We start from the raw sequence: 26,643 nt of genomic DNA on the forward strand, positions 1-26,643 counted from the left end.
TCTCGCTTCGGGGCGCGAGGCGGCTCAGGCGGGGGCCCTCAGCGGTCACACATTCGACACATGCGGCGAGCACCGGGCGTCGTGGTCGCCTCGGTCGCACGGATGCGGCAGCTCGTCGCGGTCATGCGGATGAGTAAAGCAGACCCCTGCCCGCTACACGTAAAAAACGGACGCCCATGTCCGGATATTGGACAGCCGAGTGTGCGACGGCCGGCCCGTCCACCCTCGCCGAGAAGTCGCCGCACCCGCTTCCACCTGCGTGGACGCCGTTCGCGAGCTGTACGGAAAGCTGCCCGGTATGTGGTCAACGCCACGGTGGGCGAGGACTTCCGGAGGGGCCGTTTCGTCCGCGATGACGGGCTCGAATACAGTGCCGACATGCTCACCCCGCTGACGGTCGCGGTCGCCGTGGCCGCGCTCGCCCTGGCCGCCTGGTGCGGCTTCGCGGCCTACCGGGACCAGCCGACCAAGGACTGGCACTTCGCCGGCATGGCCGTGGTGACCGTGCTCGCCCTGGTGCAGCTGGCCGTCGGCGTCGTACAGCTGGCGCGCGGCGAGAAGCCGGACGGCGGCACGGTGGTCTTCGTCTCCTATCTGCTCGGCGTGGCGGCCTGCGTGCCCGCGGTCGGCTTCATGTCGCTGGCCGAGCGCACCCGCTGGGGCTCGGCGACGGTCGCCGCGGGCGCGGTGGTGATGGCCGTGCTCCAGGTGCGGCTGTACGACGTGTGGGGAGGCGGGCATGGCTGAGCCCTCGGGAGCCCCGGCGCGGCCGGGTCTGAACCGCGGGCCGGGCCGGCTGCTGGTCACGTTGTACGCGGTCTTCGCGATCGGCGCGACCTCCCGCTCGGTCTACCAGCTCTCCACCCGCTTCGACGAGGCGCCGCTGGCGTACGTCCTGTCGGCGGTTGCCGCGGCCGTCTACGTGGTGATCACCGTCGCCCTGGTCCGCGGCGGCAGGGGCGCCCGCCGGGTGGCGCTGGTGTGCTGCGCGGCCGAGCTGGCCGGGGTGCTGACGGTCGGCACCTGGACGGTGCTGGACCCGTCGGCATTCCCCGACGCGACCGTCTGGTCGGACTACGGCCTGGGATATCTGCTGCTCCCGCTGGTTCTGCCGGTGATCGGCCTGCTGTGGCTGCGCCGCTCGCCCGCCGGGGCCGGCGCGGCCTGACCGGCCCCGGCATACGTACGGCCGCCCCGGTGGAACCCCCACCGGGGCGGCCGTACGCGCACGGGACGCGCAATGCGTACGGGGCGCGGTCAGGCGCTGGCGGCATACCTCCGGGAGACGTCCCCGCCCGTCGGCGAGGGCTCCGGCGCCTTCTCCAGGGTCACCATGTCCAGCCGGGAGGAGACCCGCTCGGTGGCCACCGGGGTGTAGCCGAGCCTGCGGTAGAGGCGGATGCCGCTCTCGCTGCGGTGGCCGGTGGACAGCCGGTAGCGCCGGGCGGACCGCTCCCGCGCCAGCCGCTCCTCGACCGCGGACAGCAGCCTCCCGCCGAGCCCGTGCCGCTGCATGCGGGGGTGGACGATCAGCTTGCCGATCACGGCCGTGCCGTCGTCCTCGACGCGGCCGCGTACCGAGCCGACGACCTCCGCGCCGAGCCGGGCCACGAGCACGCAACCGCGGGCCAGTTCGGCGCGGAGGCCGTCGAGGGTCTGGGTGAGCGGCTCGATGCCGTAGTCGCCGTACAGCGCGGCCTCGGACTGGTAGCACAGGTACTGCAGTTTGAGGATCTGCTCGGCGTCTTCGTCCGTCGCCGCCGAGATGGTCACGCTCGTTCCCATGTGCGCACGTCTCCCCATGTCTCGTCATGTCCGGGCGCGCGCGTCGAACGAGGGTCGCGCGCCCGAACTGTCTGCCCTGATGACGCCGGTGGTTCACCGCACCTTTCCCCTGGTTCGGGGGGCGCAACCTCCGTCGTGAGCATTCTGCGCGGGCAATCGATGCAAGGGGAACGAATCGGTCCGGGACCGCCCTGTGAGATTCCCAACTCGCGGGCCTCTTCCCCGCGGCGGGGTCCCCGGCGGGAGGGCCGTCCCGCGTCGCGGCCGCCGTGCGGGCCGCGGCGCGAAACGGTCGCGCGGGCCGGGCCGGCCGGAGCTGACGGCCGGCCCGGGCCGGCCGTCAGCTCCGGCGGAAGTCCTCGGCGGCCAGCAGGGCGGTGTCCGGCTGGTCGGTGAAGATGCCGTCGATGCCCGTTCCGAAGTACGCCCGCAGGGCGCCGAAGGCGTCCCCGTAGGCGTCCGGGTCGGTGCCGCGGCGGAATTCCGCGGGCAGGAACCGGTTCTCGTTGCGCATGGTGTACGGGTGGAGCAGCAGCCCGCGGGCATGGGCGTCGCGCACCAGGGTGGTGGGCTCGCCCAGCCGCCCGTCCGCCCGCCGGGGGACGACGAGGTCGAGCACCGGGCCGACGCCCTGGGCGAAGCCGGAGATCCACTCCAGTCCCCCGGGAGTGACGAGGTCCGCCACGGTACGCGGGTCGCCGGCCTGTTCGAAGTCCCAGGGACGGGAGTCGGCGGTCCACAGCAGCACCATGCGCGGAGTCCTCACCAGCCGGCTCATCCGCTCCATGCTGGTCGGCTCGAAGGACTGCAGGAACGTGGGGGAGTTCGCGCGGTCCCGCCCGTACCGGCGCAGCAGCTTCGCCAGCCGCTCCTCCAGGCCCAGGCCCAGTGCGCGGAAGTGGCTGGGGTGCTTGGTCTCGACGTGAAGCCAGACCGGGCGTCCGCGCCGGCGGCCCTCGCGCTCGGCCCAGCGCAGCACCTCCTCGAAGGACGGGACCGTCCAGCGGCCGTCGTAGAGGGTGTTGTCGGGGCGGGTGCCGGGGATGCGCTCGGTGGCGCGCAGCGTCCTGAGCTCGGCGAGGGTGAAGTCCTCGGTGAACCAGCCGGTGATCTCGGTTCCGTCCACCGTCTTGGTGGCCTTGCGGTCGGCGAACTCCGGGTGGTCGGCCACGTCCGTGGTGCCGGTGATGTCGTTCTCGTGACGGCAGACCAGATGGCCGTCCCGGGTGGGCACGAGATCCTGCTCGATGACGTCGGCGCCCATGTCGAGGGCGAGTTGGTAGGCCCCCAGAGTGTGCTCGGGCCGGTAGCCGCTGGCACCGCGATGGGCGATGACGGCGGGCGCCGGCAGGGCCGCGCGCCCCCGGCCCGCGCCTCTCCCCCGGCCGCCGTCGGCCGCGGCCGCCGCGGCGGCCGGTCCCAGCGCCGCCGCGCCCGCGCCCAGCACCGCCGCGCCCAGCACGGTCCTGCGGTCCGGCCTCTGCGCCTGTCCCATGGGCACTCCTCTCCCCTTCACACGCCTGTGACTGTCCCGCACCCGGCAGGCAACGGAACCCGCGCATGGTAGGTGCGCGTCACTTCACTGCGGGAGACCGCGCACGAAACGAGGCGTGAACGGCTGACAAATCGCGCCGTCACGGGGTATCCGTGGGACGAACCCGGCGCGCACCCGCCGGTGACCGGCGAGTACCGTACTGATCTGCGCGGGTGCGCGCGCCGACCATCACGACCGGAGGGCACGTTGTCCCGTTTCCTGCTCATCAAGGCGCTGCTCGGCCCGCTCCTGCGCGTGCTGTTCCGTCCGCAGGTCGAGGGAGCGGAGCGGATTCCCGGCAACGGCCCGGTGATCCTGGCCGGCAACCACCTGACCTTCATCGACTCGATGATCCTCCCCCTCGTCGTCGACCGGCAGGTCTTCTTCATCGGCAAGGACGAGTACGTCACCGGGAAGAGCCTCAAGGGCCGTCTGATGGCGTGGTTCTTCACCGGCGTCGGCATGATCCCGGTGGACCGCGACGGCGGGCGCGGCGGTGTCGCGGCGCTGATGACCGGCCGCCGGGTGCTGGAGGAGGGCAACGTCTTCGGCATCTACCCGGAGGGCACCCGCTCCCCCGACGGCCGCCTGTACCGGGGCCGCACCGGCATCGCCCGGCTGACGCTGATGACCGGCGCGCCGGTCGTCCCGTTCGCGATGATCGGCACCGACCGTGTGCAGCCGGGCGGCAGCGGGCTGCCCCGGGTCGGACCGGGACGCCGGGTCACCGTCCGCTTCGGTGAGCCGCTGGACTTCTCGCGCTACGACGGCATGGACCGCGACCGCTATGTGCTGCGGGCCGTGACCGACGAGGTGATGAGCCATGTGATGCGCCTGTCGGGCCAGGAGTACGTGGACGTGTACGCCACCAAGGCCAAGGCTGCCTGAAGCGCCGTCCGGCCCCCGGGGCCCGGTACCGCCCGCGGGCGGTACCGGGCCCCGTCCTCTCTCCGCCGGCGGGCGACTCACCGGGCGGACGGCTCACCGGGGCGGGCGCCCGCGCGGCCCGGCCGGCGCGGCGGCTCCTTCGGGAACACCGTGCGCGAGGACCAGCTTGAGCAGCAGCACCACGGGCAGCCAGGCCATTCCACCGGGTGCGGTGACCAGCGGCGCGACCATGGCCCCCAGGCCGACGGCCCCCAGCGCCACCGGGCGCCGGAGGGATTCGCGGACCCGGGCCACCAGTACGGCGCCGGCCAGCGCCCAGAGGTACCACAGGGGGCCCCACCACCAGGGCCCGCCGTCGAAGGCGAGGCCGGCCGCGACCGGCTGGACGTGCGCGGCGGTGAAGCCCACCGGATGGTGCAGGAAGCGCCCCACCGTCCCCGTTCCCAAAGGCGGCGGCGAGTGGTAGAAGCGCTTGGCCGTGTCCAGCCCGTTGGCCACCACGCCCCCCGCCAGGTCCCACACGAGCAGCAGGCCCAGCACCCACTGCCACCAGGTCCAGCCCTCGTCCCGGCCGTACACCGCGAGGACCGCGCACCCGGCCGCCGCCACGGCGTGGGCCAGACCCTTCTGCGCGGGTGTCGCGCCCGTGCCGAAGAGCCAGTCCGGTCTGCCGGTCCTCCCGGGCTCCCGCACCTTCTCCGCTCCTTCTCGTCGCCACCGCCTCGCCACCACCTCGCCACCGCCGCGGATGAGCGGCGCGGCCCACGGTGCCCCGGACGGGTGTCCGGGCGGACGGTCACTCCCGCGGGTGACCGCGTCCTCTTTGGCACACCCGGGTTCACTCCTTCCGGCGGCATGCCCGGGCCCGGGACCGTCCATGCTTCCCAGGACGACGGCAGACCCGGAGGAACACGTGCCGCGCTCTTCGACGAACCACCGCCGGACAGCACCGCGCAAAGCCGCCCTCCCGCCCGGCGGCGCCGCGCGGGAGGGCCGGCCGGACTGCGTGGAGGGCGCGGGCGCCGGCCCGGGAGAGGCGCGAGGGGCGCGAGGAGGGGAGGCGGCGGGTGCTCCGCCGCCCCGCGCCCCGTCGCCGCCGTTCCGGCGGCATGTGTGTGGACTGCCCGGTGCCTCCGGCAGACGCTGTCCGGGCGGACGTCCCGCTCAGCGCCGAGCACGGGCCGGTGGCGCCGGGCGTGCCGCTGGTGGTCGCCCTGGGACACGAGCGCTGCGGAGCGGTGGCCGCGGCGCTGGAGTCGCGTACGGCGGGCACCCGGCCGCCGGCCCGTCCGGCCGTGGCCACCGCCCGTTGGCGGCGGTCCGGTTGGCGGCGGTCCGGCGGATGGTCAGCCCACGGCGCCCGGACGGGTCTGCCCGGCCCATTCCCGCTGCCGGGCCAGGTCCTCCTTGACCTCCGCGAGCTGGACGGCGACGGCGGACGGCGCGGTGCCGCCCCGTCCGTCGCGGGAGGCCAGGGCACCGGGAACGCTCAGCACGGTGCGGACCTCGGGGGTCAGGTGGGGCGAGATCCTCGCGAACTGCTCGTCGGTCAGTTCGTCCAGCTCGATCCCGGCGGCCTCGCAGACCTTGACGCATTCCCCCGCGATCTCGTGCGCGTCCCGGAACGGCACACCCCGCTTCACCAGCCACTCGGCCACGTCGGTGGCCAGCGAGAAGCCGGCCGGGGCCAGCTCGGCCATCCGCTCGCGGTTGACGGTGAGGGTGGCCATCATCCCGGTGAACGCCGGCAGCAGGATCTCCAGCTGGTCGCAGGAGTCGAAGACCGGCTCCTTGTCCTCCTGCAGGTCGCGGTTGTACGCCAGCGGCAGCGCCTTGAGGGTGGCCAGCAGCCCCGTGAGGTTGCCGATGAGCCGGCCGGACTTGCCGCGCGCCAGCTCGGCGATGTCCGGGTTCTTCTTCTGCGGCATGATCGACGAGCCGGTGGAGAAGGCGTCGTGGAGGGTGACGAAGGAGAACTCCTTGGTGTTCCAGATGATCACCTCCTCCGCGATCCGGGAGAGGTCCACGCCGATCATCGCGGTGATGAAGGCGAACTCGGCTACGAAGTCGCGCGAGGCGGTGCCGTCGATGGAGTTGGCGGCCGAGCCGTGCTCGAAGCCGAGGTCGGCGGCGACCGCGCGGGGGTCCAGGCCGAGCGAGGAACCGGCCAGCGCCCCCGATCCGTAGGGCGAGACGGCGGTGCGCGCGTCCCACTGCCTCAGCCGCTCGGCGTCCCGGGACAGCGCCTGGACGTGGGCGAGGACATGGTGGGCGAAGAGGACCGGCTGGGCGTGCTGGAGGTGGGTGCGGCCGGGCATCGCCACATCCGGGTGCGCCTCGGCCAGGGCCACCAGGGCCTCGTTCAGATCGGCGAGCAGACCGCCGATGATCCGGGCGTGGTCGCGCAGGTACATCCGGAACAGTGTGGCGACCTGGTCGTTGCGGGAGCGCCCGGCGCGCAGCTTGCCGCCGAGCTCGGGGCCGAGGCGCTCCAGCAGTCCGCGCTCCAGGGCGGTGTGCACGTCCTCGTCGGCGACGGTGCCGGTGAAGGTGCCGTCGGCGACGTCGGCGGCCAGCCGGTCGAGGCCGGCGAGCATCTTCTCCAGCTCGTCGGCGGTCAGCAGGCCGGCCCGGTGGAGCACCCGGGCGTGGGCGCGCGACCCGGCGATGTCGTAGGGGGCCAGCCGCCAGTCGAAGTGGACGGAGGCCGAGAGGGCGGCCAGCGCCTCGGCCGGCCCGTCGGCGAACCGGCCGCCCCACAGCCGTACGTCGCCGCCTGCGGCGGGGGGCGGGGTCTGGGGGGCGTTGGTCATCGGTGCTCCTCGTGCGCTTACCGGTCGTGCTGGGCGTGCCGGGCGGTATCGGGCGGCATCGGACTGCCGGGCCCGGCTGGGACGGGAAGGCGCCCGCCTCCCCCACCACAGGGCGGAGGAGGCGGGCGGTGTGCGGTGTGCGGTGTGCGGCTGCCGCGGGGGCAGGTTACTGCGCGAGGTCCCGCTTGGCGGCGATCTTGCTGCTCATGCCGAAGATCTCGATGAAGCCCCTGGACATCGACTGGTCGAAGGTGTCGCCGGTGTCGTAGGTGGCCAGGTTGAAGTCGTACAGCGACGTGTGGGAGCGCCGGCCGGTGACGGTGGCCCGGCCGCCGTGCAGGGTCATCCGGATGTCGCCTGACACATGCTCGTTGGCCTCCTCGACGAAGCCGTCCAGGGCGCGCTTGAGCGGGGAGAACCACAGGCCGTCGTAGACCAGTTCGCTCCAGCGCTGCTCGACCTGCCGCTTGTAGCGGGCCAGTTCGCGCTCGACGGTGACGTTCTCCAGCTCCTGGTGGGCGGTGATCAGCGCGATGGCGCCCGGCGCCTCGTAGACCTCGCGGGACTTGATGCCCACCAGACGGTCCTCGACCATGTCGATCCGGCCCACGCCCTGGGCCCCGGCCCGCTCGTTGAGCTGCTGGATGGCCTGCAGGACGGTGACGGGCCTGCCGTCGAGGGCCACGGGGACGCCCTTGTCGAAGGTGATGACCACCTCGTCGGCCTCGCGTGCGGCGGCCGGGTTCCGGGTGTAGTCGTAGACGTCCTCGGTCGGCGCGTTCCAGATGTCCTCCAGGAAGCCGGTCTCCACGGCCCGCCCGAAGACGTTCTGGTCGATGGAGTAGGGCGACTTCTTGGTGGTGGCGATCGGCAGGCCCTTGTCCTCGGCGAAGGCGATCGCCTTGTCGCGCGTCATGGCGTAGTCCCGCACCGGCGCGATGCACTTCAGCTCGGGGGCCAGGGAGGAGATGCCGGCCTCGAAGCGTACCTGGTCGTTGCCCTTTCCGGTGCAGCCGTGGGCGACGGTGGTGGCGCCGTGCTTCCTGGCGGCGGCCACCAGGTGCTTGACGATGGTCGGCCGGGAGAGGGCGGAGACCAGCGGGTAGCGGTCCATGTAGAGCGCGTTCGCCTTGATCGCGGGGAGGCAGTACTCCTCGGCGAACTCGTCCTTGGCGTCGGCGACCTCGGCCTCGACGGCGCCGCAGGCGAGCGCGCGCTTGCGGATGACGTCCAGGTCCTCTCCGCCCTGGCCGACGTCCACGGCGACGGCGATGACCTCGGCGCCCGTCTCCTCGGCGATCCAGCCGATGCAGACGGAAGTGTCCAGGCCACCGGAGTAGGCGAGTACGACGCGCTCGGTCACGGGGGGCTCCTTACGATGCATACGGTGACTGGTATAAGTATGCACTCCTCCGCATGGTTCGTCAAAGAGCGGTCACCCATCAGGAAAATCGCAGGTAGACCGCCTTCCGGTGATCGGCGGCGCACCGCATGCGTCAGTCGGGGACGCCCCGGGCGGTCTCCCGCAGCACCTCGGCCAGTACGGCCGCGTGGCTGCGTTCCGAGTCCCTGGTGGCCGTCAGCAGCGTCAGCGTCCCCTCCCCGGCCGACTCCCGCAGCCGCTCCACCGCCTCGTGCCGCCCCGCCTCCTCCAGCTCGGCACGGTAGCGCCCGGCGAACTCCGCGTACCGCTCCGGGTCGTGGCCGTACCAGCGGCGCAGCCCGTCCGACGGGGCGGCGTCCTTGCACCACTCGTCCAGTTCCGCCGCGTCCCGGCTCAGACCGCGCGGCCAGATCCGGTCCACCAGCACCCGCCGGCCGTCCCCGGGGCCGGCCTCCTCGTACACACGGCGCACCCGCACCTCGGGGCCCCCGCTCCCGCGCCGGCTCCTGTCCCCGCCTGTTCCCCTGCCTTCGGCCATGTGTCCAGCCTGCGCCGGAAACACCGAGCGCGCACGCGCACACGGCGGCATGATGCCCGTGTGGGAAAGACATACGAACGCATCGACGGACGGCTGCGGGACTTCATCGAGGCCCAGCCCGTCTTCTTCACCGCCACCGCGCCGCTGTCCGGCGACGGCACCGTCAACCTCTCCCCCAAGGGGCTGAGGGGTTCCTTCGCCGTCCTCGACGAGCGCACCGTCGCCTATCTCGACTTCGCCGGCTCCAACGCCGAGACCGTCGCCCATCTGCGGGAGAACGGCCGGATCACCCTGATGTGGTGCGCCTTCACCGGCCCGCCGAACATCGTGCGCGTCCACGGCCGAGGAGAGCCCGTCTTCCGCGACGACCCGCGCTGGGGAGAGCTGATCGCCCGCTTCCCCGGCATCGACCACTCCCGGCACGGCCTGCGCGCGATCATCGTGGTCACCGCCGAGCTGATCCGCGACACCTGCGGCTACGCCGTGCCGCTGATGACCTACGACAGTGACCGCCCCCTGCACGGCTCGCGCTTCGCGCGCGAGACGGACGAGTCACTGGACGCGTACTTCCACAAGAAGGAGCATGTCGCCACCAGCATCGACGGCCTCCCGGGGCTGCCGCTCCCCCTGCCGCCCACACCCGCCTGAACACCCGCCCGCCTGGCGGAACGTCCTTGCGGCCGGAGCCCCGGAAGGGGTTCCATCGGGCGGTGCGAACCGAACACATCAGCAGTGCCGCGCCGGTGATCACCCGTCTGCCGGCCACCGGGATCCCCGCCGCGGCCCGGGATCTGGCCGCCCTGCTCCGCGACGCCGTCGAGGGCGGCTCCTCGATCGGCTTCCTCGCCCCGCTCGACCCCGCCGAGGCGACGGCCTGGTGGGAAGGGCTGGCGCCCGAGGTCGCCGACGGCGGGACGGCGGTGTGGGTCGCCCGGAGCGGCGGCCGGATCCTGGGGACGGTGCAGCTGAGGTTCTGCGGTATGCCCAACGGCCGCCACCGTGCGGAGATGGCCAAGCTGATCGTGCACCGGGACGCCCGGGGCCGGGGGCTGGGCCGGCGGCTGCTGGCGACGGCCGAACGGGAGGCCGCCGCCTCGGGGGTCCGCCTGCTGGTGCTGGACACCCAGACCGGCAGCCCGGCCGAGCACCTCTACCGCTCGGCCGGCTGGACCGAGGCCGGCACGATCCCCGACTACGCCGCCGACACCGAGGGCGTGCTCCGGCCCACGACCCTCTTCCACAAGAAACCGCTCTGAGCAGGCGGGCGGCGGGCGCCGCCGGTGTGACGGCGGACTCGGTCATGGCGGCCACCGGGAGCGGCGGGACCGCCGCGACCACCCCCCTCACCGACACCGGCAAGCGACCCCTCGAGGAGTCCCCATGTTCAGCACCCCTCTCGGCGACGGTGCACAGCTGTGCCCCCTGGAGCCGTGGCAGGCGCCGGAGCTGGCCGCCTGCACCGACCGGGTGCGTGAGCATCTGACGCCCTGGCTGCCGTGGGCGCACACCGTCACCGACACCGCCTCGGCCCGGGCCTTCCTCCAGCGGTACGCGGACATGCAGGCCGCGGACGAGGGCCGGATCTGCGGCATCCGGCGGGGCGGCGAACTGGTGGGCGGCATGCTCTTCCGGAGGTTCAGCGCCTCCGAGGGCTCCTGCGAGCTGGGGGCCTGGCTGGCGCCCGAGGCCCAGGGACGCGGACTGGTCACCACCGCCGCCCGGCACATGATCGACTGGGCGGTCGGGGAGCGCGGTCTGACACGGGTGGAGTGGATGGTCTCCCCCGACAACGGCCCCAGCATCGCGGTGGCCGGGCGGCTGGGCATGACGCACGAGGGCACCCTGCGCAGCGTGTTCCCCATGGGCGGCCGCCGCCACGACCTCCAGGTCTGGGCTGTGCTGGCCCACGAGTGGCAGGCCGCCGACGGGAACGGCGCGCACGGCTGACGGGGGGCAACGGCGCCTGAGGCCGGGGCCCGGCCGGGCTCCGGGCCTCAGGCGCCGTTGCCCTGGTGGGAGTTCTTCTGCGCCAGCCGCAGCAGGTGGTCGGCCAGGGCCTGCCCGCCGGTGGGGTGACGGCTGATCAGCAGCAGGGTGTCGTCGCCGGCGATGGTGCCGATGATGTCGTGCACCTCCGCCTGGTCGATGGCCGAGGCGAGGAACTGGGCGGCGCCGGGCGGGGTGCGCAGCACCACCAGATTGGCCGACGCCTCGGCGGAGATCAGCAGCTCGCCCGCCAGCCGCGCCATCCTCGCCTCGCTCGCGGACTCCCCCAGCGGGGCCCGGGGCGTGCGGTCGCCGCCCTCGCCGGGGACGGCGTAGATCAGCTCGCCCCCGGTGTTGCGGATCTTCACCGCGCCCAGCTCGTCCAGATCCCGGCTGAGGGTCGCCTGGGTGACGCTCAGCCCGTCGTCGGCGAGCAGCTTGGCGAGCTGACTCTGGGACCGGACCGGCTCGCGGTTCAGGATCTCCACGATCCGGCGGTGCCGGGCCGTACGCGTGTGGGGTACGGCCGGGCCGCCGTGGTTGCCGCCCTGCGCCTGCGCCTCGGTCATCTTCTCGTCAGTCTCCGGCTCGTCGGGGCCCGCCGGCGGCGTCGAGGACGGCGGGGAGGGACCGGACCAGCGCGTCCGCCTCGGCTTCGCCGATGATCAGCGGCGGGGCCAGCCGGACGACGTCCGGGGCGCACGCGTTCACCAGGAAGCCCGCGTCCTGGGCAGCCTGCTGCACCTGGGGTGCGACGGGTTCGGTCAGTACGATACCCAGCAGCAGCCCGGCGCCGCGGACGTGGTCGACCAGCGGGTGCCCCAGCGCCCGGACACCGTCGCGCAGCCGGCCGCCGATCCGCTCGACGTGGCCGAGGAGGCCCTCGGAGGCGATGGTGTCCAGAACGGCGAGCGCCGCCGCGCAGGAGACCGGGTTGCCGCCGAAGGTGGAGCCGTGGTGTCCGGGGCCCAGCAGCTCGGCGGCCTCGCCGAAGGCGACCGTGGCGCCGATGGGCAGTCCGGTTCCCAGCCCCTTGGCGAGGGTGACGACGTCGGGCCGCACCCCCTGCGCCTGGCAGGCGAACCAGTGCCCGGTGCGGCCGATGCCCGTCTGGACCTCGTCGAGCACCAGCAGGGTGCCGGTGGCGGCGGTGATCTCGCGGGCCGCGGCCAGATAGCCCTCGGGCGGGACGACGACGCCGTTCTCGCCCTGGATCGGTTCGACGATCACCAGGGCGGTCTCCTCGGTGACGGCCGCCCGCAGCGCGTCGGCGTCGCCGTAGGGGACATGGGTGACCTCGCCGGGCAGCGGGAGGAAGGGGTCGCGTTTGGCGGGCTGGCCGGTCAGCGCGAGGGCGCCCATGGTGCGGCCGTGGAAGCCGCCTTCGGTGGCGACCATGTGCCTCCGGCCGGTCCGGCGGCCGATCTTGAACGCCGCCTCGACGGCCTCCGCACCGGAGTTGGAGAAGTAGACGCGCCCGGTGCGGCCGAAGAGCCGGAGCAGCCGTTCGGCCAGGGCGACCGGGGGTTCGGCGACGAAGAGGTTGGAGACGTGGCCGAGGGTGGCGATCTGCCCGGAGACCGCGCGGACGACCGCCGGGTGGGCGGTGCCGAGCGAGTTGACGGCGATTCCGCCGACGAAGTCCAGGTACTCCCTGCCGTCGGCGTCCCACAGCCGGGCGCCCTCGCCGTGGGTGATCGGGATGCGGGGGGTGCCGTAGTTGTCCATCAGCGAGCCCTGCCAGCGCCGGGTGAGACCGGCGTTGCCGGGCGCGGGGGCGGCGGGTGCGGCGGCGGTGGCGGCGCCCGTGGTGGTGGCGGTGTCGTTCATGCCCGCTTCTCCTTCTCCGGCGCGGCGCCGTCCGGTACGACCATGGTTCCGATCCCCTCGTCGGTGAAGATCTCCAGCAGGATGGAGTGCTGGACGCGCCCGTCGATGACCCGGGCGGTGTTGACGCCGTTGCGCACGGCGTACAGGCAGCCCTCCATCTTGGGCACCATGCCGCTGGCCAGGTCCGGCAGCAGCCTCTCCAGCTCGCTCGCGGTCAGCCGGCTGATCACGTCGTCGCTGTTGGGCCAGTCCTCGTAGAGTCCCTCGACGTCGGTGAGCACCATCAGCGTCTCGGCGCCGAGCGCCGCCGCGAGGGCCGCGGCGGCGGTGTCGGCGTTGATGTTGTAGACGTGCCCGTCGTCGGCGCTGCGGGCGATGGAGGAGATCACCGGGATACGGCCGTCGTCCAGCAGGGCCTGGACGGCTCCCGCGTCCACCTCGGTGATCTCGCCGACGCGGCCGATGTCCACCTTCTCGCCGTCGATGTGCGCGTAGCGCTTGGTGGCGGTCAGGGTGTGCGCGTCCTCGCCGGTCATGCCGACGGCGAGCGGGCCGTGCCGGTTGAGCAGGCCGACCAGTTCGCGCTGCACCTGGCCGGCCAGCACCATCCGCACGACGTCCATCGCCTCGTCGGTGGTGACCCGCAGCCCGGCCTTGAACTCGCTGACCAGGCCGAGCCGGTCCAGGTGGGCGCTGATCTGCGGACCGCCGCCGTGGACGACGACGGGCTTGAGACCCGCGTGCCGCAGGAAGACCACGTCCTGGGCGAACGCGGCCTTCAGCTCCTCGTCCACCATGGCGTTGCCACCGAACTTGACGACCACGGTCTTCCCGTGGTGGCGGGTCAGCCAGGGCAGCGCCTCGATGAGGATCTGGGCCTTGGGCAGGGCGGTGTGCCTACGTGTGCTCATGACGAATAAGCGCTGTTCTCGTGGACGTAGTCGGCGGTGAGGTCGTTGGTCCAGATGACGGCGGACTTCTCGCCCGCCGCCAGGTCGGCGGTGATGCGGACCTCGCGGTAGCGCATGTCCACCAGTTCGCGGTCCTCGCCCACCGACCCGTCGCGGCAGACCCACACGCCGTTGATGGCGACGTTCAGCCGGTCGGGCTCGAAGGCGGCGGAGGTGGTGCCGATGGCGGACAGGACCCGGCCCCAGTTGGGGTCCTCGCCGTGGACGGCGCACTTGAGGAGGTTGTTGCGGGCGATGGAACGGCCCACCTCGACGGCGTCGTCCTCGCTGGCGGCGTTCACCACCTCGATCCGGATGTCCTTGGAGGCCCCCTCGGCGTCCCGGATCAGCTGCTGCGCCAGGTCGTCACAGACGGCCCGCACGGCCTCGGCGAACTCCTTCGCCTCCGGGGCGACCCCCGAGGCTCCGGAGGCCAGCAGCAGCACGGTGTCGTTGGTGGACATGCAGCCGTCGGAGTCGACGCGGTCGAAGGTGGTGCGGGTGGCCTCGCGCAGCGCGGCGTCCAGCCCGGGGGTGTCCACGTCGGCGTCGGTGGTGAGGACCACCAGCATCGTCGCCAGCCCGGGGGCGAGCATGCCCGCGCCCTTGGCCATGCCGCCCACGACCCAGCCGGAGGAACCCTCGGCGACGGCGGTCTTGTGCACGGTGTCGGTGGTCTTGATGGCGATGGCGGCCCTGTCGCCGCCGTGCGGGGAGAGCGCCTCGGCGGCCTTCCCGATCCCCGGCAGCAGCCGGTCCATCGGCAGCCGGACGCCGATCAGGCCGGTGGAGCAGACGGCGACCTCGCCGGCGCTGTGACCGAGTACCTCGGCGGTCCTCTCGGCGGTGGCGTGGGTGTCCTGGAAGCCGAGCGGGCCGGTACAGGCGTTGGCGCCGCCGGAGTTGAGGACGACGGCCGAGACCTGTCCGCCCCTGAGGACCTGCTCGGACCAGAGCACGGGCGCGGCCTTGACGCGGTTGGAGGTGAACACACCGGCCGCGGCCAGGCGCGGCCCGTTGTTGACGACCAGAGCCAGGTCGGGGTTGCCGTTCTCCTTGATCCCGGCGGCGATCCCCGCCGCGGTGAATCCCTTCGCAGCGGTCACACTCATGGTGTTCTTCCGCTCCCTTCTCCGCCCGCGCGGCACAGCGCGGGCATCGTCGTCGACAGCCGGTCGGCAGCCGCGCGTGCGCCCCCGGCCGGCACCGGCAGGCGCCTCCGGCTCACGGAGCGACCCCGGTCACGGGCAGGCCGGTCTCCTCGGGAAGGCCGAGGGCGATGTTCATGCTCTGCACCGCGCCGCCCGCGGTGCCCTTGGTGAGGTTGTCGATGGCGCTGACGACGACCACGCGGTCGGCCGCCTCGTCGTACGCGACCTGGACCAGCGCACTGTTGGAGCCGTACACGGCGGCGGTGGACGGCCACTGCCCCTCGGGCAGCAGATGGACGAACGGCTCGGCGGCCAGCGCCTTGTCGTACACCTCACGCAGCCGGTCGGCGGTCAGGCCCGGCCGGGCCCTGGCGGTGCAGGTGGCCAGGATGCCCCGGGACATCGGGGCGAGGGTGGGGGTGAAGGAGACGGTGACCGGCTCGTCCGCGACGGCCGAGAGGTTCTGCGCCATCTCGGGGGTGTGCCGGTGGACACCGCCGACGCCGTAGGGGCTCATCGAGCCCATCACCTCACTGCCCAGCAGATGGGGCTTGGGCGCCTTGCCCGCACCCGAGGTGCCGGTGGCCGCGACCACCACCACGTCGGACTCGACCAGACCGGCCCCGAAGGCCGGGAAGAGCGCGAGCGTCACGGCCGTCGGATAGCAGCCGGGGACCGCGACGCGCCGGGACCCCGTCAGCGCGTCGCGTGCCCCCGGCAACTCGGGGAGGCCGTACGGCCAGGTGCCGGCGTGCGGCGTGCCGTAGAAGCGCTCCCAGTCTCCTGGGTCCCTCAGCCGGAAGTCGGCCCCGCAGTCGATGACCAGCGCCTCGTCCCCGAGCCGCTCGGCGACGGCCGCGGACTGGCCGTGCGGCAGGGCGAGGAACACCACGTCGTGGCCGGTCAGCGCCTCCACCGTGGTGACCTCCAGGACACGGTCGGCAAGCGGCGGCAGGTGCGGCTGGAGTGCGCCCAGGCGCTGCCCGGCGTTGGAGTTGCCCGTCAGCGCCCCGATCTCGACCTCGGGGTGCCCGGTCAGCAGGCGCAGGATCTCGCCCCCCGCGTAGCCGCTCGCTCCCGCCACTGCCGCTCGCACTGCCATGGAATCCTCCTCATCGACAGCATGACTATACGCAGTGCGGCAGTTTTATGCAATGAGTGCACAAGACGGCACGGCGGCGCCGGGGGCCGGAAAGGCGGGGCGGGGAAGACGACCGGCCCGCCGACCGGTCGGGGGACCGGAAAGGCGGGCCGGACAGGGCCGCGGCTGCGGCCGCGGCGGTGAGCGCCGCGTCACACGGACGCCGCGCGGTGGCGGCAGGGGGCGGGGGTCAGGGGCTGGGGCGGTCGCCCTGCTCCGCCTTCCGCTCCTTCAGGCGTACCGCCTCCTTGCGGACCTCGGCCTGAGTGGCGCGCTCCTTCCGCAGCCACTCGGGGTTCTCCGCCTTGAGCGCCTCGATCTGCGCGGTGGTCAGGGGCTCGGTGATCCCGCCGCGCGCGAGTCCCGAGTTGGAGACACCCAGCTTCGCCGCCACCACCGGGCGGGGATGCGGTCCGTTGCGCCGCAGTTCCCGCAGCCACTCGGGCGGGTCGGTCTGCAGCGCGTTCAGTTCCGCGCGCGAGACGACGCCCTCCCGGAACTCGGCGGGGGTGGCCTCGAGGTACACACCCAGTTTCTTCGCCGCGGTGGCGGGCTTCATCGTCTGGGCGGTCTGCTGCGACTTCATGGGGTCCAGGGTATCGAGCGCCCACGGCTCCTCCCGCCACCCGGTTCCCCGGCCGCCCGGTAGCCTGGCTCGGTGAACGGCTCGGAAGCACCCCCCTCGTTCCGGCTCGCGTACGTCCCGGGAGTGACACCCACCAAGTGGGTGCGGATCTGGAACGAGCGTCTGCCCGGCATCCCGCTCGACCTCGTCCAGGTGCCCGCCGCCGAGGCGTCCGGTGTACTGCGCGACGGCGGCGCCGACGCGGGTTTCCTGCGCCTGCCCACCGACCGGACGGACCTCAGCGCCATCCCCCTCTACACCGAGACCACGGTGGTCGTGGTCCCCAGGGACCACCTCGTGACGGCGGCCGAGGAGGTGTCCGCCGGGGAACTGGCCGACGAGATCGTGCTGCACCCCCTCGACGACACCCTGGACTGGGAGCGCCCGCCGGGGCGGCCCGCCCTCGAGCGCCCCGCCACCACGGCGGACGCGATCGAGCTGGTGGCGGCGGGGGTGGGGCTGCTCGTCGTACCGCAGTCGCTCGCCCGGCTGCACCACCGCAGGGACCTCACCTACCGGCCCGTCACGGACACCCCCCAGTCGCGCGTCGCGCTGTCGTGGCGCGAGGACCGGACCACCGATCTCGTGGAGGACTTCATCGGGATCGTCCGGGGGCGGACCGTCAACAGCACCCGGGGCCGGCGCCCCGCCGCCGAGGAGGCCGGGCCGGGCAGGCCGGACAAGCAGAGCAAGCAGGGCAAGGCGAAGCCGCAGCGCTCGGACGGGGGCGGAGCGCGGCGGAAGTCCGCGGCAGGCGGGCAGACCGGCCGGGCCGGACGGCGCGGCTCCGGCGGCGCCAAGGGCTCCGGGGGCGGCCGGCGCGGCAGGCCCCGCCGCAGGTCGTAGCGTCCCGGAGCATCCCCGCCGCGCCTCCGCGGCGCCTCCGCGGCGCCTCCGCGGCCTCCGCGGCCTCCGGGACGAGCCGGAACTCCGGGCTTGTGGTTGACGCTGCGTAAACCCCTAGCGTCGTCAGCACCGACCAGATCACCGAGGACCGGAGGCGGCAGGCGATGGAATGGCCCATTCAGGAGATCGCCCGCTCGGCCGGGACCACCAGCCGCACCCTGCGCCACTACGACGCCGTGGGGCTGCTGCGTCCCAGCCGGGTCGGGCACGGCGGAATCCGCTACTACGACGAGCACGCGCTGGTGCGGCTCCAGCGGATCCTGCTGCTGCGCGAACTCGGCCTGGGGCTGGCCGCCATCTCCGAGGCGCTCGACGGGCAGCGGGACGCGGCCGCCGCGCTGCACACCCATCTGGAACTGCTCGAGCGGGAGCGGGAGCGCCTGGGCCGGCAGATCGAGTCGGTACAAAAGACGCTGACCAGGATCAAAGGAGGCGAGCCCCTGATGCCCGATGAGGCTCTCGACGGTTTCGACCACACCAGGTACAAGGACGAGGTGATCGAACGCTGGGGCCGCGACGCCTTCGAGCGTGGCGACCGCTGGTGGCGCTCGCTGACGGAGGACGACAGGAAGTCCCTCCAGCAGCGCCAGACCGACATCTCCACCGACTACGCCCGCGCCCACCGGGCCGGTCTCGCGCCGGACAGTGAGGAGGTGCTCGCGATCACCCGGCGGCACTACGAGTGGGTGTCCGCCGGCTGGCAGGGCAGGCGCCCCGGTGCGGAGCAGTTCGCCGGGCTCGGGCAGATGTACGTCGACGACCCCCGCTTCACCGCCGCCTACGACCGGTACGGCGAGGGCACGGCGGCCTTCGTCCGGGACGCCATGGCCGCCTACGCCGAGTGCGAGCTGTAGCGCTCTCCGAAGCCGGCACGGCCAGGCGCCGCGGAAGTGCGGCGGAGGTGCGGCAGGGGGTACGGCCGGAAACACCGCGCCCCGCCGCACGTCAGTGGTCCATGGCCAGTGTCCAGTCCCCCGCCCACCCGGCCAGGGTGACCGACGACAGCGGCCGGACGTCCACACGCCAGTAGGTGTGCGGCGGCGCCTTCAGCGCGTACACCGCGGCCGCGCGCAGCACCGTCGGTTCGACGACCGCGGCGATCAGGGTGTCGTCCTCGCCGCCCGGCCGGGTGTCCAGCCAGTCGCCCACCCGCAGGATGAAGGAGAGCAGCGACTCGCCGCCGTGCGGGGTGGCGTGGGGGTCGGCGAGCCAGGCGTCCACGGCCCGCGGCTCGACCGCGGCGACCTCCCTGAGGGTGCGCCCGCGCCACCGGCCCATGTCGCACTCACGCAGCGCGGGCTGGGCCAGCGGCCGTATCCCCAGGACGTCCCCGGTCTCGCGGCAGCGCATGGTCGGCGAGCAGTAGCGCAGTTCGGCGCCCGCCAGATGCCCGTACGCCGGGACGGCCCGCTCGGCCTCCCGCCACCCGGCGGCGTCCAGGGGGCGGTCGTCCTCGAAGCGCACGTCCAGCAGGGATGAGCTGCGGGCGGCGGCGAGCAGCGTGATCCGCAGATGCATTACCGGATGGTAGAACCGTGAACCGGATTGTTCGACGGTCGGGCACGGACTGTTTTCGGACGTATGCCCGGATCACTCGGGGATCAGCGCCATCAGCCGCCCGGGGTCCGCCGGCGGACGGAAGCCGAACCCATCGTAGAGGCCGTGCGCGTCCTCGGTGGCCAGCAGCACCCGTCCGAGCCCGTACGGCTCGAGCTCCGCGAGCGCGGCTTTCACCAGCGCCTTCCCCAAACCCCGGCCGCGGGCGGCGGGGGCGACGTAGACGTCGCACAGCCAGGCGAAGGTGGCCCGGTCGGTGACCACCCGCGCATAGCCGAGCTGCTCGCCGGTGACGCTGTCGTACGCCCCGAGGTTGAGCGAGCCCGCGATGGCCCTGTCCTGTTTGCCGCGGCTGCGGCCGAGCGCCCAGTAGGCGTCGGTGGACAGCCAGTGGTGGACGCGGGCGGCGTCGAGGCGGGCGGGGTCGGTGGAGATCTCGTACGGGGTGCTCATGGCGGGAGAGCCTGGCAGCCGGGGCGCGGTCCGTCGACCGGTTTTGCCCCTACCCCGCTTTCCCCGGCCTTCCCGCTTTCCCCGGCCTTCCCACCTCCCCGGTCTCCCCGGTCTCCCCGCCGTCCCCTCCGCTTCCGCGCTCGCGGGCGCCCGGCCGCCCTCCACCCCTAGAATCGGGGTCAAAAGGATTTTCTTCCCGATACGGACAGGAGACCGCCGATGCAGGCGAACGCGGGCGACCTGCTGCTGGTCCACGGCAGGTTCGTGGGGCAGCACGAGAGGGTCGCGGAGATCATCGAGGTACTCGGGACGAACGGCGAGCCGCCGTACCGGGTCCGCTTCGAGGACGGGCACGAGACCGTCATGTCACCGGGGCCCGACTCCGTGGTGCGGCACCACGGCGAGCCCCTGCTGGAGCACGGCGAACCCCGGCGCCGCTGACGCCGGGGCCGCGCACCGGACGAAAGGAACAAAAGGAGGCGGGGCCGCCGCGGGGACCGGCTAGCGGGGCGCCCGCACCGGTCGGTCGTAGTGGTCCTCCACCACCCGGCTCATCGCCCCGATCGGGTCCGCGGCGACGTGCTTCGCCGAGAAGTAGACGTTGCCGCGGACCTCGGGGTGACGGCCGCAGAGCGTCAGATGGCGGGAGAGCTCGGCCGGGTCGTGCCAGGCCGGCCCCTGGGCCGGATCGCCCGCCTTGTACAGCGCCTCGCCGATGTGGAGTTCGACGCCGGTGCCCCGCACCACATCGGCCCACCAGGGCACCAGCTTCGCGTAGTCGGCGGCGGCGAAACCGATGTTCCAGTACACCTGCGGCACGATGTGGTCGACCCAGCGCTCGCGCACCCACTTGCGGGTGTCGGCGTACAGGTCGTCGTAGGTCTCCACGCCCGCGCGGGTGTCGGAGCCCTCCGGGTCGGTGCCCGCGTTGCGCCACACGGCGAAGGGGCTGATCCCGAAGCGCACGCGCGGCTTGGTCCGCCTCAGGCGCAGCGCGGTCTCCCGCACCAGCCGGTCGATGTTGTCGCGCCGCCAGTCGGCCCGGTCGGCGAAGGCGCCGCCGTACCGCTCGTAGGCCTCGTCGTCGTCGAAGACCTCCCCCGCCACCGGGTACGGGTAGAAGTAGTCGTCCCAGTGCACACCGTCGATGTCGTAGCGCTCCACCGCGTCGAACATCGCGTCCTGGACGAAGGCGCGCACCTCGGGCAACCCGGGGTTGTAGTAGAGCTTGCCGCCGTAGGCCACCACCCACTCCGGGCGGCGGCGCGCGGGGTGGGAGTCGGCCAGCCGCCCGGGATCGTCGTGGTTGGCCACCCGGTAGGGGTTGAACCAGGCGTGCAGCTCCAGCCCGCGACGGTGCGCCTCGCACACGGCGAAACCCAGCGGGTCCCAGCCGGGGTCCTCGCCCTGGGTGCCGGTGAGGTACTGCGCCCAGGGCTCGTAGGGCGAGGGCCACAGGGCGTCCGCGGTGGGCCGCACCTGGAGGAACACCGTGTTGAGGCGGCGCTCGACCGCCGTGTCCAGATGCGCCAGCAGTTGTCCTCGCTGCTCGGCCGCGGCGAGCCCGGGCCTGGTCGGCCAGTCGATGTTGGCGACGGTGGCCACCCACATCCCGCGCAGCTGCGGGCGCCGCCGGTACCGGCCGTCCCCGCCGCCCGCCTCCGCGGCCGACGCCGTACCCGCCCCCGGGCCGGTCAGCAGCGAGCCGGAGAGCACCCCGACCGCCGCCGCACCGAAGGTTCTCCTGGAGAAAAGCCCCATGCTGCCTCCTCTGACGACGACTCACCCGATCATCCCGGCCGGGTAGCGACATGGCAACTGCGCGTGACGAAACGAGTGCGCGTCCGCTCGTGCCACGCCGCCCTCCCGGCACACCCGACACGGCCGCCGACGGCTGGGAGGCGGTCTGTTCCTTCGGACGGCCAGAGGGCCGGGCCGGCCAGGTGCGGAACGCCTCCCTCACCGAGAGTGGTGCCACGGTGACGGTCTCCTCGGTGGGCTGGAACGCGCGGCTGGAGCCGGGCGCCTCGGCGTCCTTCGGCTTCACCTGTTCCTGGTCGGGCGCCAACGGCCTTCCCGACTCCTTCGAGCTCAACGGGGCGGCCCGCACCACGAGCTGACCGCGCGGGCGGCCGCGCGGACCGCCGTACGGACGGCCGGTCGGCCGGGGCCGCGAAGCCCCGGCCGACCGTTTCCCCGGCGCGACGCGGTAACGTCGGTCGGCGAGGCGCTGCGGCCGGAACCGTACGGGGGCGGCGTCACGGACCAGTGGATCAGCGAAAGGCACGATGTGACCGACATCGAACGCGTCGGAGTGGTTGGCTGCGGCCAGATGGGCTCGGGTATCGCCGAGGTCTGCGCACGGGCCGGCCTGGACGTCATGGTCGCCGAGACCACCGGCGAAGCCCTGGAGATAGGCCGTACCCGGCTGGTGACCTCCCTGGACAAGGCCGCCGCACGAGGCAAGATCAGCGAGGCGGAGCGCGACGCCACCCTGGAGCGCCTCTCCTTCACCACCGACCTCGGCGAGTTCGCCGACCGCGATCTGGTGGTCGAGGCGGTCGTGGAGAACGAGCAGGTCAAGACCGAGATCTTCCAGATCCTCGATCAGGTGGTGACCAGCCCGGACGCGATCCTGGCCTCCAACACCTCCTCCATCCCGCTGGTGAAGCTGGCCGTGGCGACCTCCCGCCCGGACCGGGTGATCGGCATCCACTTCTTCAACCCCGCGCCGGTGCAGCGGCTGGTGGAGCTGATCCCCGCGCTGACCACCTCCGACGACACCATCGCGCGCGCCGAGGCCGCGGTCGTCAAGCTGCTGGGCAAGCACGCCATCCGCGCCCAGGACCGCTCGGGCTTCGTGGTCAACGCGCTGCTGATCCCGTACCTGCTCTCGGCGATCCGGATGTTCGAGACGGGCATCGCCAGCCGCGAGGACATCGACAACGGCATGGAGATGGGCTGCGCGCACCCCATGGGGCCGCTCAAGCTCGCCGACCTCATCGGCCTGGACACCGTCGCCTCGGTCGCGTACTCGATGTACGAGGAGTACAAGGAGCCCCTGTACGCCGCCCCGCCGCTGCTGCAGCGGATGGTCGACGCCGGCCGCCTGGGCCGCAAGACCGGCGCGGGCTTCTACACGTACTGAGATCCGCCGAACCGCACGGCGCCGGCCGGGCCGCGCGGAGGCGGGAACGCCGACGGCGGGGCGCCCCCTTCGGTAGGGGCGCCCCGCCGTCGGCGTTCCGCGTTCCCCGTCGCCGGCACCGGGCGGGCCGGCCGCGGCGGACGGGAGACGGTTACGCGCCGCGCAGCACCGCGCCGGTGCGCGCGACCGCGGCGGCCACCGCGGCCTCGCGGGCGGCCGTGGCCTCCTCGGCCGTCAGCGTGCGGTCGGGCGCGCGGAAGCGCAGGGCGTAGGCCAGGGACTTCTTCCCCTCGCCGAGCTGCTCGCCGGTGAAGACGTCGAACAGCCGCAGCGACTCCAGCAGCTCGCCCGCGCCGTCCCGCAGCGCCGACTCGACCTCGGCCGCCGGGACGGAGGCGTCCACCACCAGGGCGACGTCCTGCGTGGCCACCGGGAAGGTGGACACGTGCGGGGCCTGCGGAGCGCCCGAGGAGGAACGCTCCAGCAGATCGAGGTCGATCTCCATGGCGCAGGTACGGGCGGGCAGCTGCATCGCCTTGATCACGCGCGGGTGCAGCTCGCCGGCGTGCCCGACCAGGGTGCGCTCGCCGCCGGCGCCCGCGTACAGCGCGGCGCAGCGTCCCGGGTGCCAGGGAGCGTGCCGGTCGGCCTCCACCTCCAGCTCCACACCGGCCTCGCGGGCGACACCGCGGGCCGCCTCGACCGCGTCGGCCCAGGTCGCCGGGCGGCCCTTGCCCCACCAGCCGGCCTGCTCGCGCGCCCCGGCCAGTACGACCGCGGCCCGGCGCGGCTGCGCGGGCAGCGCGGCGGTGAGAGAGGCGAGCTCCTCGTCGGTGGGGCGGCGGTCGACCGGCAGCCGGACGGCGGCGGTCTCCTGCCCGGTGGGGCGGAAGACCAGGCCGGTCTCGAAGAGCGCCAGATCGTGCGATCCCCGGCCGTCGTTGCGGCGCAGCGCGGCGAGCAGCCCGGGCAGCAGCGTGGTGCGCAGTGCCGGCTCCTCGTCGGAGAGCGGGTTGACCAGCCGTACGGTGCGGCGGCGGGGGTCGTCCGCCTCCAGGCCCAGCCGGTCGAAGGCGGCGTCCCCGACGAACGGGTAGTTCGGCGCCTCGACGTACCCCGCTCCGGCCAGCGCCCGCCCGACCCGGCGGCGCAGCCGCTGCCGTTCGGTCAGACCGCGGCCCGAGGGCAGGCGCGGCAGGGTGGAGGGCAGTGCCTCGTAGCCCTCCAGCCGCATGACCTCCTCGGCCAGGTCGTTGGGGTCGGTCAGGTCCGGCCGCCACGACGGCACGGTCACGGTCAGCTCGTCGGTGCCGTAGACGTCGCAGCCCACGTCCTGCAGCCGGCGCGCCACGGTCTCGCGGCCGTAGGCCACGCCCGCGACCCGGTCCGGATGGTCGGCGCGCATCCTGACGGTGTGCGGGCCGCTGGGCGAGACGATCTCGGTCACGCCCGCCTCGGCGGTGCCGCCCGCCAGCAGGACCAGCAGGTCCACGGTGCGCTGGGCGGCGGCGGAGGCGGCCTGCGGGTCGACGCCGCGCTCGAAGCGCCTGGACGCCTCGGAGGACAGCTTGTGACGGCGGGCGGTGCGGGCGATGGAGACCGGGTCGAAGTGCGCGGCCTCGATCACCACCTCGGTGGTGCCGGCCGTGTCGCGGGCATCGGCGATCTCGGTGTCGGCTCCGCCCATCACCCCGGCCAGGCCGATCGGACCGCTGTCGTCGGTGATGACCAGGTCCTCGGGGTGCAGCTCGCGCTTGGTGCCGTCGAGGGTGGTGAGCTTCTCCCCCGGCCGGGCCCGGCGCACGCCGATCGCCCCGCTGACGCGGGAGCGGTCGTAGGCGTGCAGGGGCTGGCCGAGTTCGAGCATCACGTAGTTGGTGATGTCCACGGCCAGCGAGATCGGGCGCATGCCGGCCTTCTGCAGCCGCCGCTGGAGCCAGATCGGGGAGCGCGCGTCGGGCCGCACACCGGTGACCGTGCGAGCGGTGAAGCGGTCGCAGCCGCGCCGGTCCTCGACGTTCACCGGGTGGCCGTGCTCGTTGGGCACGGGGACGTCCAGCAGCGCCGGGTCGCGCAGCGGCAGGCCGTAGGCGGTGGCCGCCTCGCGGGCGACGCCGCGCATGGACAGGCAGTAGCCGCGGTCGGGTGTGACGGCGATGTCGAGGACCTCGTCGACCAGTTCCAGCAGCTCGATCGCGTCGGCGCCCACCTCGTGCTCGGGCGGGAGCACGATGATGCCCTCGTGGTCGTCGCTCATGCCCAGCTCGCCGGCCGAGCAGATCATGCCCTCCGACAGCTTGCCGTAGGTCTTGCGGGCGCCGATCCGGAAGTCGCCGGGCAGCACGCCGCCGGGCAGGATCACCACGACCTTGTCGCCGACGGCGAAGTTGGTGGCGCCGCAGACGATGTTCTGCGGCTCGCCGGTGCCTCCCCCGGAGCCTCCGGCCCGGGAGGCACCCCCAGCCTCGCCGACGTCGACCTGGCAGTAGCGGATCGGCTTCTTGAAGCCGGTCAGCTCCTCGATCGCCAGGACCCGGCCGACGACCAGCGGCCCGGTGATGCCGGCGCCGAGCCGCTCGACGGTCTCGACCTCCAGCCCGGCCGCGATCAGCTTCGCCGCGACGTCGCGGCCGGTCTCACCGGCCGGCAGGTCGACGTACTCCCGCAGCCACGAAAGCGGGACCCGCATCAGATCTCCATCCCGAACGGCCGGGTGAACCGGACGTCACCCTCGACCATGTCTCGCATGTCCTCGACGTTGTGGCGGAACATCAGCATCCGCTCGATGCCGAACCCGAAGGCGAAGCCGCTGTAGCGCTCCGGGTCCACACCGCAGGCGGTCAGCACCCGCGGGTTGACCATGCCGCAGCCGCCCAGCTCGATCCAGCCTTCGGAGGAGCAGGTGCGGCAGGGACGGCCGGGGTTGCCGACGGACTCCCCGCGGCAGGCGAAGCACACCATGTCCATCTCGGCGGACGGCTCGGTGAAGGGGAAGTACGACGGGCGCAGCCTGGTGCGCAGGTCCTCGCCGAACAGGGACCTGACCATGTGGTCCAGGGTGCCCTTGAGGTCGGCCATGGTCAGGCCCTCGTCCACGGCGAGCAGCTCGACCTGGTGGAAGACCGGGGTGTGGGTCGCGTCCAGCTCGTCGGTGCGGTAGACCCGGCCGGGGCAGATCACGTACACCGGCGGCTTCCGCTCCAGCAGGGAGCGGATCTGCACCGGCGAGGTGTGGGTGCGCAGCACGACGCCCGACTCCCCCTCGCCGGAGCCGCCGGAGCCGCCTGATTCGCCGGGGCCCTGGACGAAGAAGGTGTCCTGCATGGTGCGGGCCGGGTGGTCCGGGGCGATGTTGAGGGCGTCGAAGTTGAACCACTCGGCCTCGGCCTCGGGTCCCTCGGCGACCTCGTAGCCCATCGCCACGAAGACGTCCTCGATCCGCTCGGACAGCGTGGTCAGCGGATGGCGGGCGCCCGCGGGGACGCGGTCGAAGGGCAGGGTGACGTCCACCGCCTCCTCGACCAGCACGCGCTCGTCGCGCTCGGCCTCCAGTTCCTCCTGGCGCCGCTTGAGGGCCTGGCCCACCGCGCCGCGCGCCTGGCCGACACGCCGGCCGGCCTCGGCCTTGGCGTGCGGCGGCAGGGCGCCGATCTCGCGGTTGGCCAGCGCCAGCGGCGAGCGGTCGCCCGCGTGGGCGGCCTTCACCTCGCGCAGCGCCTCCAGATCACCGGCGGCGGCGATCGCGGCGAGGGCCGCGTCCCGTGCCCGGTCGATCTCTTCCGGTTTCAGTGCCTCGACCTCTACGGGGTCGTACGACTTGTTGGGTGCGGACATCTCTTCCCGTGCTTTTCGGTTGGCCCGTGGTTTCGGTTGGTTGCTTCGCCCCGCTCCGGCGCTTCGGCACCCTTCGTCTCTCGGCTGGTTTCTCGGCTGGTTTCTCGGCGGAGCCGGTTC

Annotated in this window: 28 protein-coding genes; 11 read left to right on the forward strand and 17 right to left on the reverse strand. The window is 73.4% G+C overall.

The features are described 5' to 3' along the window. The first annotated feature begins 378 nt into the window (after positions 1-378). Positions 379-747 carry a hypothetical protein gene (locus CUT83_RS19635; protein ID WP_101257231.1) on the forward strand — a complete coding sequence of 123 codons (369 nt, stop codon included), beginning with the start codon at positions 379-381 and terminating at the stop codon, positions 745-747. Next, entirely contained in the window at positions 740-1,168 is a 429-nt protein-coding gene (locus tag CUT83_RS19640) for a hypothetical protein (RefSeq protein WP_101257171.1), read from the forward strand. The genes CUT83_RS19635 and CUT83_RS19640 overlap by 8 nt, the downstream gene beginning before the upstream one ends. Before the next feature lie 89 nt (positions 1,169-1,257). Here the strand turns inward: CUT83_RS19640 and CUT83_RS19645 are convergent, their stop codons facing one another. Both CUT83_RS19645 and CUT83_RS19650 read right to left on the reverse strand, forming a co-directional pair. After that, the gene (locus CUT83_RS19645) at positions 1,258-1,785 is read right to left on the reverse strand and encodes a GNAT family N-acetyltransferase (RefSeq protein ID WP_101257172.1); all 528 of its coding nucleotides are present in this window, start codon (positions 1,783-1,785) and stop codon (positions 1,258-1,260) included. Positions 1,786-2,125: 340 nt separating this feature from the next. After that, a complete protein-coding gene (locus CUT83_RS19650; protein WP_101257173.1) occupies positions 2,126-3,280 on the reverse strand; it encodes a glycerophosphodiester phosphodiesterase in 1,155 nt (384 codons plus the stop codon). Between the two features lie 246 nt (positions 3,281-3,526). Here CUT83_RS19650 and CUT83_RS19655 point away from each other — a divergent pair, with 246 nt between their 5' ends. Beyond that, positions 3,527-4,207, forward strand: coding sequence for a lysophospholipid acyltransferase family protein (locus CUT83_RS19655; RefSeq protein WP_101257174.1), 681 nt, complete (start codon positions 3,527-3,529; stop codon positions 4,205-4,207). A gap of 93 nt (positions 4,208-4,300) precedes the next feature. On the opposite strand, the gene CUT83_RS19660 is transcribed toward CUT83_RS19655, so the two are convergent. The 4 genes from CUT83_RS19660 to CUT83_RS19680 all read right to left on the reverse strand — a co-directional run bounded on the left by CUT83_RS19660 (position 4,301) and on the right by CUT83_RS19680 (position 8,942). Next, positions 4,301-4,900 (reverse strand): hypothetical protein, encoded by a 600-nt coding sequence (locus CUT83_RS19660; RefSeq protein WP_101257175.1) that lies wholly within the window; start codon positions 4,898-4,900, stop codon positions 4,301-4,303. Between the two features lie 653 nt (positions 4,901-5,553). Then, positions 5,554-7,020, reverse strand: coding sequence for an argininosuccinate lyase (gene argH, locus CUT83_RS19670; protein ID WP_101257176.1), 1,467 nt, complete (start codon positions 7,018-7,020; stop codon positions 5,554-5,556). 166 nt (positions 7,021-7,186) lie between these two features. Beyond that, entirely contained in the window at positions 7,187-8,383 is a 1,197-nt protein-coding gene (locus tag CUT83_RS19675) for an argininosuccinate synthase (RefSeq protein WP_101257177.1), read from the reverse strand. Positions 8,384-8,516: 133 nt separating this feature from the next. Further along, positions 8,517-8,942 carry a DUF488 domain-containing protein gene (locus tag CUT83_RS19680; RefSeq protein ID WP_101257178.1) on the reverse strand — a complete coding sequence of 142 codons (426 nt, stop codon included), beginning with the start codon at positions 8,940-8,942 and terminating at the stop codon, positions 8,517-8,519. A gap of 60 nt (positions 8,943-9,002) precedes the next feature. Between CUT83_RS19680 and CUT83_RS19685 the strand changes: the two genes are divergently transcribed. The 3 genes from CUT83_RS19685 to CUT83_RS19695 all read left to right on the forward strand — a co-directional run bounded on the left by CUT83_RS19685 (position 9,003) and on the right by CUT83_RS19695 (position 10,889). After that, the gene (locus tag CUT83_RS19685; RefSeq protein ID WP_101257179.1) at positions 9,003-9,590 is read left to right on the forward strand and encodes a pyridoxamine 5'-phosphate oxidase family protein; all 588 of its coding nucleotides are present in this window, start codon (positions 9,003-9,005) and stop codon (positions 9,588-9,590) included. A gap of 95 nt (positions 9,591-9,685) precedes the next feature. Continuing rightward, the gene (locus CUT83_RS19690; protein ID WP_101257232.1) at positions 9,686-10,198 is read left to right on the forward strand and encodes a GNAT family N-acetyltransferase; all 513 of its coding nucleotides are present in this window, start codon (positions 9,686-9,688) and stop codon (positions 10,196-10,198) included. 124 nt (positions 10,199-10,322) lie between these two features. Continuing rightward, a complete protein-coding gene (locus tag CUT83_RS19695) occupies positions 10,323-10,889 on the forward strand; it encodes a GNAT family N-acetyltransferase (RefSeq protein WP_101257180.1) in 567 nt (188 codons plus the stop codon). A 47-nt stretch (positions 10,890-10,936) separates the two neighbouring features. Here CUT83_RS19695 and CUT83_RS19700 read toward each other — a convergent pair whose 3' ends face one another. The 6 genes from CUT83_RS19700 to CUT83_RS19725 all read right to left on the reverse strand — a co-directional run bounded on the left by CUT83_RS19700 (position 10,937) and on the right by CUT83_RS19725 (position 16,586). Next, positions 10,937-11,497 carry an arginine repressor gene (locus CUT83_RS19700; RefSeq protein WP_093850851.1) on the reverse strand — a complete coding sequence of 187 codons (561 nt, stop codon included), beginning with the start codon at positions 11,495-11,497 and terminating at the stop codon, positions 10,937-10,939. Positions 11,498-11,504: 7 nt separating this feature from the next. Next, positions 11,505-12,758, reverse strand: coding sequence for an acetylornithine transaminase (locus tag CUT83_RS19705; protein WP_101257181.1), 1,254 nt, complete (start codon positions 12,756-12,758; stop codon positions 11,505-11,507). Continuing rightward, positions 12,755-13,669, reverse strand: a complete 915-nt coding sequence (gene argB, locus CUT83_RS19710) for an acetylglutamate kinase (protein WP_093850853.1) — start codon at positions 13,667-13,669, stop codon at positions 12,755-12,757. The genes CUT83_RS19705 and argB overlap by 4 nt, the downstream gene beginning before the upstream one ends. Beyond that, a complete protein-coding gene (gene argJ, locus CUT83_RS19715; RefSeq protein WP_101257182.1) occupies positions 13,666-14,820 on the reverse strand; it encodes a bifunctional glutamate N-acetyltransferase/amino-acid acetyltransferase ArgJ in 1,155 nt (384 codons plus the stop codon). Before argJ ends, argB begins: the two co-directional genes overlap by 4 nt. Positions 14,821-14,932: 112 nt before the next feature. After that, complete coding sequence (gene argC / locus CUT83_RS19720) at positions 14,933-15,961, reverse strand: N-acetyl-gamma-glutamyl-phosphate reductase (RefSeq protein ID WP_101257183.1); 1,029 nt, start codon at positions 15,959-15,961, stop codon at positions 14,933-14,935. Positions 15,962-16,190: 229 nt separating this feature from the next. After that, a complete protein-coding gene (locus CUT83_RS19725; protein WP_101257184.1) occupies positions 16,191-16,586 on the reverse strand; it encodes a DUF5997 family protein in 396 nt (131 codons plus the stop codon). Between the two features lie 72 nt (positions 16,587-16,658). Here CUT83_RS19725 and CUT83_RS19730 point away from each other — a divergent pair, with 72 nt between their 5' ends. Both CUT83_RS19730 and CUT83_RS19735 read left to right on the forward strand, forming a co-directional pair. Continuing rightward, on the forward strand, positions 16,659-17,471 hold the full coding sequence (locus tag CUT83_RS19730) for a LysR family transcriptional regulator substrate-binding protein (protein ID WP_101257185.1): 813 nt from the start codon (positions 16,659-16,661) through the stop codon (positions 17,469-17,471). 164 nt (positions 17,472-17,635) lie between these two features. After that, positions 17,636-18,385 carry a MerR family transcriptional regulator gene (locus CUT83_RS19735; protein ID WP_101257186.1) on the forward strand — a complete coding sequence of 250 codons (750 nt, stop codon included), beginning with the start codon at positions 17,636-17,638 and terminating at the stop codon, positions 18,383-18,385. Between the two features lie 91 nt (positions 18,386-18,476). On the opposite strand, the gene CUT83_RS19740 is transcribed toward CUT83_RS19735, so the two are convergent. Together CUT83_RS19740 and CUT83_RS19745 are read right to left on the reverse strand one after the other, a co-directional pair. Beyond that, the gene (locus CUT83_RS19740; RefSeq protein ID WP_101257187.1) at positions 18,477-19,049 is read right to left on the reverse strand and encodes a histidine phosphatase family protein; all 573 of its coding nucleotides are present in this window, start codon (positions 19,047-19,049) and stop codon (positions 18,477-18,479) included. A 72-nt stretch (positions 19,050-19,121) separates the two neighbouring features. Further along, positions 19,122-19,541 carry a GNAT family N-acetyltransferase gene (locus CUT83_RS19745; RefSeq protein ID WP_173915111.1) on the reverse strand — a complete coding sequence of 140 codons (420 nt, stop codon included), beginning with the start codon at positions 19,539-19,541 and terminating at the stop codon, positions 19,122-19,124. A 219-nt stretch (positions 19,542-19,760) separates the two neighbouring features. On the opposite strand from CUT83_RS19745, the gene CUT83_RS19750 reads away from it, so the two are divergent. Then, positions 19,761-19,982: a DUF1918 domain-containing protein gene (locus CUT83_RS19750; protein ID WP_101257188.1), complete on the forward strand. Its 222-nt coding sequence runs from the start codon at positions 19,761-19,763 to the stop codon at positions 19,980-19,982. Between the two features lie 60 nt (positions 19,983-20,042). On the opposite strand, the gene CUT83_RS19755 is transcribed toward CUT83_RS19750, so the two are convergent. Beyond that, on the reverse strand, positions 20,043-21,302 hold the full coding sequence (locus tag CUT83_RS19755; protein ID WP_101257189.1) for a glycoside hydrolase family 10-like protein: 1,260 nt from the start codon (positions 21,300-21,302) through the stop codon (positions 20,043-20,045). 89 nt (positions 21,303-21,391) lie between these two features. On the opposite strand from CUT83_RS19755, the gene CUT83_RS19760 reads away from it, so the two are divergent. Next, positions 21,392-21,661 (forward strand): cellulose binding domain-containing protein, encoded by a 270-nt coding sequence (locus tag CUT83_RS19760; RefSeq protein WP_240957900.1) that lies wholly within the window; start codon positions 21,392-21,394, stop codon positions 21,659-21,661. Positions 21,662-21,831: 170 nt separating this feature from the next. Next, positions 21,832-22,689: a 3-hydroxybutyryl-CoA dehydrogenase gene (locus tag CUT83_RS19765; RefSeq protein WP_101257191.1), complete on the forward strand. Its 858-nt coding sequence runs from the start codon at positions 21,832-21,834 to the stop codon at positions 22,687-22,689. 151 nt (positions 22,690-22,840) lie between these two features. Here the strand turns inward: CUT83_RS19765 and pheT are convergent, their stop codons facing one another. After that, on the reverse strand, positions 22,841-25,378 hold the full coding sequence (gene pheT, locus CUT83_RS19770) for a phenylalanine--tRNA ligase subunit beta (RefSeq protein WP_101257192.1): 2,538 nt from the start codon (positions 25,376-25,378) through the stop codon (positions 22,841-22,843). Continuing rightward, positions 25,378-26,523 (reverse strand): phenylalanine--tRNA ligase subunit alpha, encoded by a 1,146-nt coding sequence (gene pheS, locus CUT83_RS19775; protein ID WP_101257193.1) that lies wholly within the window; start codon positions 26,521-26,523, stop codon positions 25,378-25,380. The genes pheT and pheS overlap by 1 nt, the downstream gene beginning before the upstream one ends. Positions 26,524-26,643: the final 120 nt, after the last annotated feature.

It is taken from the genome of Streptomyces barkulensis (assembly GCF_002843305.1).
GTDB lineage: Bacteria > Actinomycetota > Actinomycetes > Streptomycetales > Streptomycetaceae > Streptomyces > Streptomyces barkulensis.